General features: G+C 62.7%; 12 protein-coding genes. 7 read left to right on the top strand and 5 right to left on the bottom strand.

The genetic code is table 11. From position 1 onward, the window contains the following. Window position 1: 1 nt before the first annotated feature. The 4 genes from R6G97_RS24930 (at window position 2) to R6G97_RS08285 (ending at window position 3854) form a co-directional block, all read left to right on the top strand. Window positions 2-766 carry a methyl-accepting chemotaxis protein gene (locus R6G97_RS24930; protein ID WP_442800216.1) on the top strand — a complete coding sequence of 255 codons (765 nt, stop codon included), beginning with the start codon at window positions 2-4 and terminating at the stop codon, window positions 764-766. Between the two features lie 229 nt (window positions 767-995). Beyond that, window positions 996-2108: a glycosyltransferase family 4 protein gene (locus R6G97_RS08295; protein WP_371906704.1), complete on the top strand. Its 1113-nt coding sequence runs from the start codon at window positions 996-998 to the stop codon at window positions 2106-2108. Next, window positions 2101-2865, top strand: a complete 765-nt coding sequence (locus R6G97_RS08290; protein ID WP_090344953.1) for a DUF2334 domain-containing protein — start codon at window positions 2101-2103, stop codon at window positions 2863-2865. Before R6G97_RS08295 ends, R6G97_RS08290 begins: the two co-directional genes overlap by 8 nt. Then, window positions 2862-3854 (top strand): lysylphosphatidylglycerol synthase transmembrane domain-containing protein, encoded by a 993-nt coding sequence (locus tag R6G97_RS08285; protein ID WP_317847981.1) that lies wholly within the window; start codon window positions 2862-2864, stop codon window positions 3852-3854. Before R6G97_RS08290 ends, R6G97_RS08285 begins: the two co-directional genes overlap by 4 nt. A gap of 145 nt (window positions 3855-3999) precedes the next feature. Here R6G97_RS08285 and purU read toward each other — a convergent pair whose 3' ends face one another. After that, a complete protein-coding gene (purU, locus tag R6G97_RS08280; RefSeq protein WP_043206402.1) occupies window positions 4000-4851 on the bottom strand; it encodes a formyltetrahydrofolate deformylase in 852 nt (283 codons plus the stop codon). Between the two features lie 302 nt (window positions 4852-5153). On the opposite strand from purU, the gene mvaT reads away from it, so the two are divergent. Next, the gene (gene mvaT, locus R6G97_RS08275) at window positions 5154-5531 is read left to right on the top strand and encodes a histone-like nucleoid-structuring protein MvaT (protein ID WP_043206401.1); all 378 of its coding nucleotides are present in this window, start codon (window positions 5154-5156) and stop codon (window positions 5529-5531) included. 70 nt (window positions 5532-5601) lie between these two features. Here mvaT and sbcB read toward each other — a convergent pair whose 3' ends face one another. The 3 genes from sbcB to R6G97_RS08260 form a co-directional block, all read right to left on the bottom strand. Then, window positions 5602-7032 carry an exodeoxyribonuclease I gene (sbcB, locus tag R6G97_RS08270; RefSeq protein WP_102081638.1) on the bottom strand — a complete coding sequence of 477 codons (1431 nt, stop codon included), beginning with the start codon at window positions 7030-7032 and terminating at the stop codon, window positions 5602-5604. A gap of 90 nt (window positions 7033-7122) precedes the next feature. Continuing rightward, on the bottom strand, window positions 7123-7482 hold the full coding sequence (locus tag R6G97_RS08265; RefSeq protein WP_070576060.1) for a PilZ domain-containing protein: 360 nt from the start codon (window positions 7480-7482) through the stop codon (window positions 7123-7125). A 121-nt stretch (window positions 7483-7603) separates the two neighbouring features. Then, window positions 7604-7987: a tetratricopeptide repeat protein gene (locus R6G97_RS08260; RefSeq protein WP_043214930.1), complete on the bottom strand. Its 384-nt coding sequence runs from the start codon at window positions 7985-7987 to the stop codon at window positions 7604-7606. A 181-nt stretch (window positions 7988-8168) separates the two neighbouring features. Here R6G97_RS08260 and pyk point away from each other — a divergent pair, with 181 nt between their 5' ends. Then, on the top strand, window positions 8169-9620 hold the full coding sequence (pyk, locus tag R6G97_RS08255; RefSeq protein WP_043214932.1) for a pyruvate kinase: 1452 nt from the start codon (window positions 8169-8171) through the stop codon (window positions 9618-9620). Window positions 9621-9737: 117 nt separating this feature from the next. On the opposite strand, the gene R6G97_RS08250 is transcribed toward pyk, so the two are convergent. Further along, window positions 9738-10670 (bottom strand): iron-sulfur-binding ferredoxin reductase, encoded by a 933-nt coding sequence (locus R6G97_RS08250; protein ID WP_102081637.1) that lies wholly within the window; start codon window positions 10668-10670, stop codon window positions 9738-9740. Between the two features lie 255 nt (window positions 10671-10925). On the opposite strand from R6G97_RS08250, the gene R6G97_RS08245 reads away from it, so the two are divergent. Continuing rightward, complete coding sequence (locus R6G97_RS08245) at window positions 10926-12449, top strand: fumarate hydratase (RefSeq protein ID WP_043214937.1); 1524 nt, start codon at window positions 10926-10928, stop codon at window positions 12447-12449. Window positions 12450-12493 lie beyond the last annotated feature (44 nt).

Genomic DNA, 12493 nt, shown 5'->3' with positions numbered 1-12493 from the left:
GATGGCAAACTCCGACGAGCAGGCCAACCGCACCAACAGCGTCGCCGCCGCCATCAACGAGCTCGGCGCCGCTGCCCAGGAGATCGCCGGCAACGCGGCCCAGGCCTCTCAGCACGCCACCTCGGCGCGCCTGCTGGCCGAAGAAGGCCAGCAGGTGGTGGAGCGCAACATCGAGGCGATGAATCGCCTGTCCGACCTGATCGTCACCTCCAGCGCCCACATCGAGACGCTCAACAACAAGACCGTCAACATCGGCCAGATTCTCGAGGTGATCACCAGCATTTCCCAACAGACGAACCTGCTGGCGCTCAACGCGGCGATCGAGGCCGCCCGTGCAGGCGAGGCTGGCCGCGGTTTCGCCGTGGTCGCCGACGAAGTACGCAACCTCGCCCACCGCACCCAGGAATCGGCACAGCAAGTGCAGAACATGATCGAGGAGCTGCAGGTCGGTGCCCGTGAGTCGGTCGAAACCATGGGTCAGAGCCAGCACCACAGCCAGGACAGCGTGGAGATCGCCAACCAGGCCGGCGAGCGCCTGGACAGCGTGACCGTGCGTATCGGCGAAATCGACGGCATGAACCAGTCGGTGGCTACGGCCACCGAGGAGCAAACCGCCGTGGTCGACTCGATCAACATGGACATCAACGAAATCAACATGCTCAACCAGGAGGGCGTCGAGAACCTGCAGGCTACCCTACGCGCCTGCACGGACCTGGAACAGCAAGCCACCCGCCTCAAGCATCTGGTCGGCAGTTTCCGGATCTAAGAGCTTCAAGCCGCAAGCTTCGAGCTTCAAGCCGCAAGAACAGCAGGCAGGGCGCCGCTGGCTCTTGCAGCTTGAAGCTTGCAGCTCGCACCCTGCAGCTTGACGCTGACCGCTGCCTCCCTCCGATCGAACAAACTATCCTTCAGTAAGGTCAACCTTTAGGCGCGTCATCGCCTGCTCATCGCAGCCCGATGACAGACCCGAAGACGATCCCGGAGGGATGCTGATCGTGCACATCGCTGACATCACCATGTTCTACGCCCCGGCCAGTGGCGGCGTACGTACCTATCTTGATGCCAAACATCGCCGACTCGACGCCAGGCCCGGCGTGCGTCACAGCCTTTTGATTCCTGGCGCCAGCGCCACCGATGCCGATGGCATCTACCAGGTGCCGGCGCCGCCCCTGCCCTTTGGCAACGGCTACCGCTTTCCCGTCCGCCTGGCCCCTTGGTGCAACGTGTTGCGGCGCCTGCAGCCTGACCTGATCGAAGTCGGTGACCCCTACCTCACGGCCTGGGCCGCCCTGGAAGCGCGGCGCAAGCTCGACGTACCGGTAATCGGCTTCTACCACTCCGACTTGCCGCTGCTGGTGAGCAACCGCATGGGCAACTGGTTCACCCCCAACGTCGAGGCCTATGTCAGCAAACTGTACGGCAACTTCGACCGCGTGCTGGCGCCCAGCCAAGTGATGGCTGACAAGCTGTGTCGGCTAGGCGTCAAGGACGTGCATGTGCAACACCTGGGCGTCGACCTGTGCACCTTCAACCCCGAACACCGCGATCCGGGCCTTCGGGCCGAACTGGGAATCCCCGACACCACGCGCCTGCTGGTGTTCGCCGGGCGTGGCTCGCGGGAGAAGAACCTGCCGGTGCTGCTCGACTGCATGAGGCGATTGGGCCGCCACTATCATTTATTGTTGGTCGGCTCGAACATGCCCGCCAATGTGCCGGACAATGTCAGTGTCATCGACCATTTCTGCCCACCTCAAGAGGTCGCCCGGCTGTTCGCCAGTGCGGACCTGCTGGTACATGCAGGCGATCAGGAAACCTTCGGCCTGGTTATCCTCGAGGCCATGGCCAGTGCCCTGCCCGTGGTCGCGGTACGTGCCGGCGCCTTCAGTGAAATCGTCGATGAACGCTGCGGACGCCTGTGCACCCCCAATGACGCCCAGGCCATGGCTAACGCTGTGCGCGAAACCTTCGAGGCCGGTGTCCGTCGGCTGGGAGCCCAGGCCCGTCGTCATGTCGAACTGCACTACGCCTGGGACCATGTGGTCGATGGCCTGCTGGAGCACTACCAGGCCGTGCTCGGTCACCAGCCGCAGGTACGCGCCCATGGTTGAGACAGACGCCGCGCCGCGTAGCCTGATGCTGGTGCTGCACGATGTCGCGCCCGAAACCTGGCCGGACTACCAGCCGTTCGTCCAGGCCGTGGAACGCCTGGGCAACGTGCCCATGACATGGCTGGTGGTGCCGGACTTCCATCATCGCAATCCCCTGTCCCGCTCGCCGACCTTCTGCCGCTTGCTCGAACGACGCTTGGCACAGGGCGACGAGCTGGCCCTGCACGGCTATTTCCATGCTGATGATGGGCCCCCGCCGCGCAGCGCCCGCGAGTTCTTCATGCGCCGAATCTACACCCATGAAGGCGAATTCTATGGGCTAGATGAGGCCGAGGCCCTGCTGCGCCTGGAAGCCGGCTTGGAAGTGTTCGACCGCCACGGCTGGCCGGTGGCCGGTTTCGTCGCCCCGGCCTGGTTGATGAGCGAAGGCACACGCCAGGCCCTGCGTCGGTTGCCGCTGCGCTACACCAGCACGCCCCAGCACCTCTATCGCCTCCCGGAGTTCACCGCCATCCAGGCCCCCGGCTTGGTGTGGAGCGCCCGCAGTGCTTGGCGACGGGGGCTTTCGCGGATGATCTGCGACTGGCAAGGGCGACGCTGGCGCAATGCAGCCACGCTGCGCCTTGGCCTGCATCCCGTGGATATGCGTCATCCGGCCTCTCGCGACTACTGGTTGCAGACATTGCAAACGTTGCTAGCGCAGGGACGTCAACCCCTGACCAAATCCGCCTGGCTGGCGCGTCAGGTCCAGGCATGAACCGCCTGGGCTGGCTGGGCCTGGCACTGCTGCTGGCGTTGCTGGTACCCACCTTGCTCGGTGGCAGCGATTTGCTGGCGCGCCTACGCGCCTTTGCCCCGAGCCTGATGGCTGTGCTACTGGGCATGATCCTGCTGTGCTGGGTGATCAATGCCGTGCGCCTGCGGCTGCTGCTCGGCCAACAAGGGGCACGCCTCGGCCGGGTACGCAGCCTGGGTGTGGTCATGGCCACCGAATTCGCCATCTGTACCACCCCTGGCGGCAGCGGCGGACCATTGACCCTCATGGCCCTGCTGGCGCGCGAGCGTATCGGCCCGGCGCGCAGCGGTGCGGTGTTCGCCATGGATCAGTTGAACGATCTGGTGTTCTTCTTCTGCGCGATGCTGGCGATTGCAGGCTATGCCCTGTTCCACAGCCTGGGACATAACCAGCAGAGCATGCTGTTGGGCAGCGCCCTGTTGCTGTGTTCGGCGCTGCTTGGGATTCTCGCGTTGCTGCGCTACCGGCGCACGGTGATGCGCCTGAACGGCCGGTTACTACGCCGCTTGGGCATGTCGGCGCGGCGCAGACGGCAATGGGCGCGCAAGCTGTTGCGTTTCGTCCATGCACTGACGGACACCTGGCGCCTGCCCAAGCGCATCCTGATTCTGGTTTTCAGTTTGACTTGTGTGCACTGGAGCCTGCGCTACAGCGTGCTGTACCTGGTTCTGCGAGGGCTGGGTGTGGAGCTTTCGTGGATTCCAAGCTTTCTGGTGCAGATCCTGTCACTCAGCGCCGGGCAGTTCAGCCTGCTGCCAGGCGGAGCCGGAGCCGCCGAATTGACCTCGGCGAGCCTGCTGACGCCCCTGGTGGGCAGCTCTACGGCGGCGGCGGCGATCCTGATCTGGCGCGCGGTCACTTACTACTTCTACCTGATCGCCGGGGGCCCGGTATTCGTTTGCCTGTTGGCGCGTCCGTTGCTGGAGCGCTGGCGTCGTCAGGCGAGTTGAGCTGGCGCCAGAGCGCGGCGGCATCCGGGAAGTGGGTGCCAGCCTCTTCGCTCAAGCGCTCGAGATCGAAGCGAGCGAGGCACCCCTCGCCCAGAGTGGGCGGCGACGCCGCCGCAGCCTTGTCGCGGGGATCGGCCATCGGCGCTTAGTCGAACACCACGGTTTTGTTGCCATGCACCAAGACACGGTCTTCCAGGTGGTAGCGCAGGCCGCGGGCCAGCACCATCTTCTCCACGTCACGACCGAAACGCACCATGTCTTCAATGCTGTCGGCGTGGGTGACACGCACCACGTCCTGCTCGATGATCGGACCGGCGTCCAGCTCTTCGGTGACGTAGTGGCAGGTCGCACCGATCAGTTTCACGCCACGCAGCGCCGCCTGGTGGTACGGCTTGGCGCCGACGAACGATGGCAGGAAGCTGTGGTGGATGTTGATGACTTTTTCGGCGTATTCCTGGCACAGCTGCGGCGGCAGGATCTGCATGTAGCGCGCCAGCACCACGACATCGGCCCCATGCTCCTGGACCAGACGCGAGACCTCGGCAAACGCCGGTTGCTTGTCCTTGGGATCGACCGGGACATGGAAGAACGGGATGCCGTGCCACTCGACCATGCTGCGCAGGTCGTTGTGGTTGGAGATCACGCAGGGAATTTCGCAATCGAGCTCGTCGGTGTGCCAGCGATGCAGCAGATCGGCCAGGCAGTGGGATTCGCGGCTGGCCATCAGCACCACGCGTTTCTTCTGGGCCGAGTCGGTGATCCGCCAGGTCATGGAGAACTCTTCGGCGATCGGCGCGAACGCCTCGCGAAACGCTTCGATGCCAAATGGCAGGGATTCGGCGCGGATCTCATGGCGCATGAAGAACCAACCGCTCTGCTCATCGGAGTGGTGGCTGGCTTCGTTGATCCAGCCGTTGTACAGGGCCAGGAAATTACTGACTTTTGCCACGATGCCGACACGGTCGGGGCAGGCAATCACCAGTCGATAGGTGCGCATGAAGGAGACTCCGGAAACTTCGCAAAGGCGCACATTCTAGCGGCCCGCCAGAAAAAACGCAGTAATGATTGCCCGCTACAGCACACACGCTCGGCCCGCGAGGGGCAAAGCTGCCAACTGAGCCGACCACGTAGGAAATGATGAATTTGTCGGGCGATATGTAAAATTTTCTTAACCAAATGCCTGCATTGCCCCACGACAATTAACAGTTTATTGCCTTTTTAATTGTTTACTTGAGAGTATCGCCTGTCTATTATTGGCCCGAACTGTTTCTCTTTGAACATTGCACTAAGGACCACTCCATGTCCCTGATCAACGAATACCGCGCTACCGAAGAAGCCATCAAGGAACTTCAGGCCCGTCTGGCCAACCTGTCGCAAGATGACAAACTGAAGAAAGAACTCGAGTTCGAAGGCAAACTGCGCGCACTGATGGGCGAATATTCCAAGTCCCTGCGTGACGTGATTGCCCTGCTGGATCCAGAATCCAAACTGAGCAAAGCTCCGCGCGGTGCGGTCAAGACCACTGGCACCAAGCGTGCTCGCAAGGTCAAGCAGTACAAAAACCCGCACAATGGCGAAGTGATCGAAACCAAAGGCGGCAACCACAAGACCCTGAAAGAATGGAAAGCCAAATGGGGTGGCGATGTGGTTGAAGGCTGGGCAACACTGCTGGACTGACAGCTGGCTGCCTCTCACACGCCCAATAAAAACGCCGGCACATTGCCGGCGTTTTTATTGGGCGTGCACCTTAGCGTTGATATTGCGCCTTCAACTGCTGAACATGTGCCTGCCACGCCTCCAATACTCCCCTTCCGGCAGCATCTGCCGTTGCCAGGGCGCTCTGGCAAGCCTGCTCGAAGTCACCCAGCGTGTTCGGCGCGCCCAGTCGCGGGTCGCTCAAGCGCTGCTGACAGAACGAGAACCAACGCTGCCGCTCCTCGGCACTCAAGGTATCGGGGAAGTTTCTTGCCCGATAACGGAATAACAGCTCTGACATCCTCGAGTCATCGAACATCCAGTGCCCCTGTCCCAATTGCACAGGGTCAAGGGCGCGCACTTGATCACAGAGGCGACGATCTCGGTCTCCCAGAAAACCATCATACAACTGTTGCTCAGGGTCCTCGCTAGCCGCGAACTCATCGCCGCTGTAAATGCCTTCGAGCTTGTCCTGCCAAATATGCTGTTGCTCGGCCAATTGTTCCCCACGACGTTGCAACTGCGACATATCCAGACCCAGCCGCTGCTGATCGACAGGGCGCAATACCGTCAACGGGGCCACGACCGGGCAACGATTGATGTGCACCAACTTCAGCGGAACGGGTAATTGTCCATCAGGCAATTCGTCACGCCGGGTATACAAACATTGTCGTAATGTTTCTGTGGTCTCTTGCAATAACGGCAAGGTATCCAGGTGCAGGTCGCACACAATCAGTGCATTCCGATTACGTGGATGCCAGGCCAATGGCAATACCACCCCCAGATAATTACGCTCTGCAGAGAAGCGGCCAGATACATGTACCAGCGGCTGCAAAAGACGGATCTGCTCCATCACCTTGTGCTTGCTGCGCAATTGGAACAACCAGTCATATAACTTGGGTTGCTTCTGGCGAATCAGGCGAGCCAAGGCGATCGTTGCCCGTACGTCGGAAAGCGCTTCGTGGGCGTGGCCATGGTCGATGCCGTTGGCCTTGCTCAGCAGTTCAAGGCGCAGACTGGTGCGACCGTCCTGCTGCGGCCAGACGATGCCTTCCGGGCGCAAGGCATAGGCGGTGCGCACCACGTCGATCAGGTCCCAGCGGCTGTTGCCGCCCTGCCATTCTCGGGCGTAGGGGTCGAAGAAGTTTCGGTAGAGGCTGTAGCGGGTGACCTCGTCATCGAAACGCAGGGTGTTGTAGCCTGCGCCACAAGTGCCGGGACGGGCCAGTTGCGCATGGACCCGGGTCATGAATTCGGCTTCGCATAGCCCCTCACGGGCCAGTTGCGCGGGCGTGATGCCGGTGACCAGGCAGGCGGCCGGGTGCGGCAGGATATCGTCGCTGGGACGACAATAGAGGCTGATAGGCGCTTCGATCTCGTTGAGTTCAAAGTCCGTTCGCACGCCTGCGACCTGCAGCGGACGGTCGCAGCGTGGATTGATGCCGGTGGTTTCGTAGTCGTGCCAGAAGATGCTGGAGCTCACGGGGTCTTCCTGTAACAAGGTCGACCAGAGTCTAGCGACCTGACAGGCCGGTCCGCACCCACGAATTCGCTGCAGCGCGTTGCCGAAGACTCAGGCGGAGGCGTTGATGGGGCGGAAGCTGAAGTAGTTGCGCAGAGCCCGGACGAAGTCGTCGTATTCGCGCGGGGGCTGCAACAGCATGAAACCGGCGTCGTAGTGGCCGGGGGTCTGATCCTCACGGCACCACAGGCAACTGGCGGTAAGATTGATGCATTGCACCCCGCCACCAACCACCGGCAGGCGCAGTTGCAACTCGAAATCCGGCCCCACCAGTACCGGCAGATGGCTGATCAACATCAGGCCGTCTTCCGAAGCATTGCCCAAGTAGCCGATCTGCTGGTCGGTGAACCGGTTGTAGACCTTGAGGACACAAGGCAACTGGTGGCGTTCTATATGGCGTTGAATAAACATGGCGTGGCGCGATCCGTACCTGATGCCAGGAAGACAAGGTACTGGCGGTGAGCGTTACATCTGGTTAACAGATTAGCTCAGCGCGACTCGGCATTTCCATGAAATCAAGAACACCTTGGTGTTAACGCCAAGGTGTACCGGTCGCAGGCGTCGCCACCGCCGACTCGCCACGCAGGTGCCCGAGCTGTTCGAGGGTCTGCAGGCGCGCCTTGGCGCGGTAGGCATACTCGTTCTGTGGATAACGCTGCATCAGGTACTGATAGGTCTGGGCCGCGTCCATGTAGAGCTTCTGACGCTCAAGGCACTGGCCACGCAGCATCGAAACTTCCGGATGGATGAACGGCCGTGCCCGGCTGGTGCGGTCCACCTGCGAGAGCTCCAGCATCACACGCTGGCAGTCGCCCCGGTCATAGGCTCGGTAGGCATTGTTCAGGTGATGGTCCATCGACCAGCGGGTGCAGCCGACGACACTGGCCGCGACGGCTAAAACGATCAGGGCTCGCATGGGGGATCTCCTTTGATGGACAGTGTATCGGCCTGGCGCGGCAAATCTTCACATGCATCTGCAAGCATACCCCGCCCGTTCAAACGCCACCCTGCCAACTGGTGAGGTAGTGCAACGGAACAATGACTACAGCGATATTCAGGAGTAGCCTTTCGCTGCGCTTCACTATAGGAGTCTGTGCATGACCATCCGCCGTACCAAAATCGTCGCCACCCTGGGCCCCGCCAGCAATTCACCGGAAGTGATCGAACAACTGATCCTCGCCGGCCTGGACGTGGCGCGCCTGAACTTCTCCCACGGCACTCCAGACGAGCACAAGGCCCGCGCCCGCCTGATCCGCGACATCGCCGCCAAGAATGGCCGCCACGTCGCGCTGCTGGGCGATCTGCAGGGTCCGAAGATCCGCATCGCCAAATTCAGCAACAAGCGCATCGAATTGAAGATCGGTGACAAATTCACCTTCTCCACCGCCCATCCGCTGACCGAAGGCAACCAGGAAATCGTCGGTATCGACTACCCCGACCTGGTCAAGGACTGCGGTGTCGGCGACGAGCTGCTGCTCGACGACGGCCGCGTGGTCATGCGCGTCGAAACCGCGACCGCCGACGCCCTGCACTGCGTGGTGATCATCGGCGGTCCGCTGTCCGACCATAAAGGCATCAACCGCAAAGGTGGCGGCCTGACCGCGCCGGCCTTGACCGAGAAGGACAAGGCCGACATCAAGCTGGCTGCAGAGATGGACCTGGACTACCTGGCCGTTTCCTTCCCGCGTGACGCCAGCGACATGGAATATGCCCGCAAGCTGCGCGACGAAGCCGGTGGCACCGCCTGGCTGGTGGCCAAGATCGAACGCGCCGAGGCCGTCGCCGACGACGAGACTCTGGACAACCTGATCGCAGCCTCCGACGCGGTAATGGTCGCCCGTGGTGACCTGGGCGTGGAAATCGGCGACGCCGAGCTGATCGCCATCCAGAAGAAGATCATCCAGCATGCCCGCCGCAACAACAAAGCGGTGATCGTCGCGACCCAGATGATGGAGTCGATGATCCAGAACCCGATGCCGACCCGCGCCGAAGTGTCCGACGTGGCCAACGCCGTGCTGGACAACACCGACGCGGTCATGCTCTCCGCCGAAAGCGCCGCCGGTGCCTACCCGATCGAAGCGGTCAAGGCCATGGCCCGCGTCTGCCAAGGTGCCGAGAAGCACCCGACCAGCCAGAAATCCAGCCACCGCCTGCACACGACGTTCGAACGTTGCGACGAAAGCATCGCCCTGGCCGCGATGTACACCGCCAACCACTTCCCGGGCGTCAAGGCGATCATCGCCCTCACCGAGAGCGGCTACACCCCGCTGATCATGTCGCGCCTGCGTTCGCACGTGCCGATCTACGCCATGTCGCCGCACCGTGCCACCCAGGCGCGTGCATCGCTGTTCCGCGGCGTCTACCCGATCGCCTTCGACCCAGCCTCGCTGCCAGCCGAAAAGGTCAGCCAGGCGGCCGTCGACGAACTGCTCAAGCGCGGCTTGGTGCAACAGGGTGACTGGGTGATCCTGACCAAAGGCGACAGCTACCACACCATCGGTGGCACCAACGGCATGAAGATCCTGCACGTGGGTGACCCGCTGGTCTGATGTTGTCGGACCCTGGGGCCGCTTCGCGGCCCATCGCAGGCTTGGCCAGCGCCCACCGCTTTACCTGTGGGGGCGGCCTTGCATCGCGAAAGGAGGGCAACGCCCTCCTCTGTTCACTCAGGCATGTTCGGTGAACACATCGGCAAACACCTGGTTCCTCGGCACACCGGCAATGAACAGCCGCCGCGCGAACTGCTCCACACTGCCCGGCGCTCCGCACGCAAGCGCCACCGTCTGTCGCGACGAAGGGCACAGCCCCGCCAACGCTTCCTCCAACGCCTCTGCGGTCACGCAGCACACATTCACCTGTGGATAACGGCTCGCCAGCTCATTCAAGGGGCCAGCCAGATAATGTCCCTGGCGATCCCGCGCCACGTGCATCACCTTGATCTCCCCCTGATGCCCCTGTCGCAGCGCCTCGCGCAGAATCCCCCACAACGGCCCAAGCCCTGTCCCTGCCGCCAGCAGCCATAGCGGCCGATCCTGCCACCCGGCGTCGTAGTGCAGGGCACCGCCCCTGAGCTCACCCAGGCGCAGTCCGTCGCCGACGACCAAATGCCTGGCTTTATCGCAAAAGGCACCCGGCAGGCGGCAGTCCAGATGAAACTCCAGAAACCTGTCCTCGCCTGGCAGGCTGGCCAGCGAATAAGGCCGTGCAACGCCCTGCTGCCACAGCACTAGATGTTGGCCTGCCTGATAGCGCAGAGGCCGCTCGGGTTGCAGACGCAAACGCAATACGTCACCGAACCAGTCCAGCTCGCAGACCCGCGCAGGCAAGCCGTCGGTCAGCGGGTCGAAGACGGCGACCTGCAGATCGCCGTTCACCCGGCACTGGCAGGCCAGGCGCCAGCCCTGCTCGCGCTGCTCACTGCTCAAGGCCTCGGGCATGGCATCCTCGGGCTGGCCTTCCAGGCAATGCACCAGGCAGGCGTGGCAATTGCCGGCGCGGCAGCTGTAGGGCACGGCATAGCCGGCCTCGTTGAGGGCGTCGAGCAGGTTGCTGGCGGCCGGCACGCTCCAGCGGTGCTCGCCGACGCGAAGTTCGGGCATGATCGAAACATCTCCACACATCACTGCGCCCACTCTAGGGCTTGCCCGGCAATTGAGCAAAAAGGATGCCCACAGCGTGCCGACCTTGGTCCAGACCACGCGCAGGTGTGCCGGGCATCGATGCGCGCTATACTGCCGCGCCCTTTTGCGTCGGCCACTGCCTGCCGGCGCGCCTTGCAAGGTGTTTCGACGCGCTGGTCGGCTGTGTCGGAAGAGCCTTTTTGAATGTTCCCGTCTTTAAGAGGAGCGCGCTGCATGACCGTGATCAAGCAAGACGACCTGATTCAGAGCGTTGCCGACGCCCTGCAATTCATCTCGTACTACCACCCCGTCGATTTCATCCAGGCGATGCACGAGGCTTATCTGCGTGAAGAGTCGCCCGCTGCGCGCGACTCCATCGCCCAGATCCTGATCAACTCGCGCATGTGCGCCACCGGCCACCGCCCGATTTGCCAGGACACCGGTATCGTCACCGTGTTCGTGCGCGTGGGCATGGACGTGCGCTGGGATGGCGCCACCATGAGCGTCGACGACATGATCAACGAGGGTGTGCGTCGCGCCTACAACCTGCCTGAAAACGTCCTGCGCGCCTCGATCCTGGCTGACCCCGCCGGTGCCCGCAAGAACACCAAGGACAACACCCCGGCCGTCATCCACTACTCCATCGTGCCCGGCGACAAGGTCGAGGTCGACGTCGCAGCCAAGGGCGGTGGCTCGGAGAACAAGTCGAAGATGGCCATGCTCAACCCATCCGACTCGATCGTCGACTGGGTCCTGAAGACTGTCCCGACCATGGGCGCCGGCTGGTGCCCGCCTGGCATGCTGGGTATCGGCATCGGCGGCACTGCAGAGAAAGCTGCGGTCATGGCCAAGGAAGTGTTGATGGAGTCCATCGACATCCATGAGCTCAAGGCCCGTGGCCCGCAGAACCGCATCGAAGAACTGCGCCTGGAGCTGTTCGAGAAGGTCAACCAGCTGGGTATCGGTGCCCAGGGCCTGGGCGGTCTGACCACCGTGCTCGACGTCAAGATCATGGACTACCCGACCCACGCCGCCTCGCTGCCGGTCTGCATGATCCCGAACTGCGCCGCCACCCGCCACGCCCATTTCGTGCTGGACGGCTCCGGCCCGGCCGAGCTGGAAGCGCCGTCGCTGGACGCCTACCCGGAAATCGTCTGGGAAGCCGGCCCGAGCGCCCGCCGCGTCAACCTCGATGCGATCACCCCGGAAGAAGTCGCCAGCTGGAAGCCGGGCGAGACCCTGCTGCTCAACGGCAAGATGCTCACCGGTCGTGACGCCGCGCACAAGCGCATGGTCGAGATGCTCAACCGCGGTGAAGAGCTGCCGGTCGACCTCAAAGGCCGCTTCATCTATTACGTCGGCCCGGTCGATCCGGTCGGTGACGAAGTGGTAGGCCCTGCCGGCCCGACCACCGCCACCCGCATGGACAAGTTCACCCGCCAGATCCTCGAGCAGACCGGCCTGCTGGGCATGATCGGCAAGTCCGAGCGTGGCCCGACCGCCATCGAGGCGATCAAGGACAACAAAGCGGTGTACCTGATGGCCGTTGGCGGCGCCGCCTACCTGGTGGCCCAGGCAATCCGCAAGTCCCAGGTCCTGGCCTTCGCCGAGCTGGGCATGGAAGCGATCTACGAGTTCGAGGTCAAGGACATGCCGGTCACCGTCGCGGTGGACAGCAACGGTGAGTCGGTGCACATCACCGGTCCCGCCCTGTGGCAGAGCAAGATCGCGCAGAGCCTTGCGGTTGAAGTGAAGTAAGCCTGATGTAGCAGCGGCGCCGTCTTCGCGGATGGACCCGCTCC

The organism is Pseudomonas sp. HTZ2, from assembly GCF_033173945.1.
Classification (GTDB): Bacteria; Pseudomonadota; Gammaproteobacteria; order Pseudomonadales; family Pseudomonadaceae; genus Aquipseudomonas; species Aquipseudomonas guariconensis.
This window is presented reverse-complemented; position numbering and strand designations above follow the sequence as displayed.

Excerpts from the sequence above, each read along its gene's own strand:
- R6G97_RS08290 (WP_090344953.1), top strand. The coding sequence starts at position 2,101 with ATGGTTGAGACAGACGCCGCGCCGCGTAGCCTGATGCTGGTGCTGCAC.
- R6G97_RS08250 (WP_102081637.1), bottom strand. The coding sequence starts at position 10,670 with ATGCCCGAACTTCGCGTCGGCGAGCACCGCTGGAGCGTGCCGGCCGCC.
- R6G97_RS24930 (WP_442800216.1), top strand. The coding sequence starts at position 2 with ATGGCAAACTCCGACGAGCAGGCCAACCGCACCAACAGCGTCGCCGCC.
- R6G97_RS08285 (WP_317847981.1), top strand. The coding sequence starts at position 2,862 with ATGAACCGCCTGGGCTGGCTGGGCCTGGCACTGCTGCTGGCGTTGCTG.
- R6G97_RS08260 (WP_043214930.1), bottom strand. The coding sequence starts at position 7,987 with ATGCGAGCCCTGATCGTTTTAGCCGTCGCGGCCAGTGTCGTCGGCTGC.
- pyk (WP_043214932.1), top strand. The coding sequence starts at position 8,169 with ATGACCATCCGCCGTACCAAAATCGTCGCCACCCTGGGCCCCGCCAGC.
- R6G97_RS08245 (WP_043214937.1), top strand. The coding sequence starts at position 10,926 with ATGACCGTGATCAAGCAAGACGACCTGATTCAGAGCGTTGCCGACGCC.
- mvaT (WP_043206401.1), top strand. The coding sequence starts at position 5,154 with ATGTCCCTGATCAACGAATACCGCGCTACCGAAGAAGCCATCAAGGAA.
- purU (WP_043206402.1), bottom strand. The coding sequence starts at position 4,851 with ATGCGCACCTATCGACTGGTGATTGCCTGCCCCGACCGTGTCGGCATC.
- R6G97_RS08265 (WP_070576060.1), bottom strand. The coding sequence starts at position 7,482 with ATGTTTATTCAACGCCATATAGAACGCCACCAGTTGCCTTGTGTCCTC.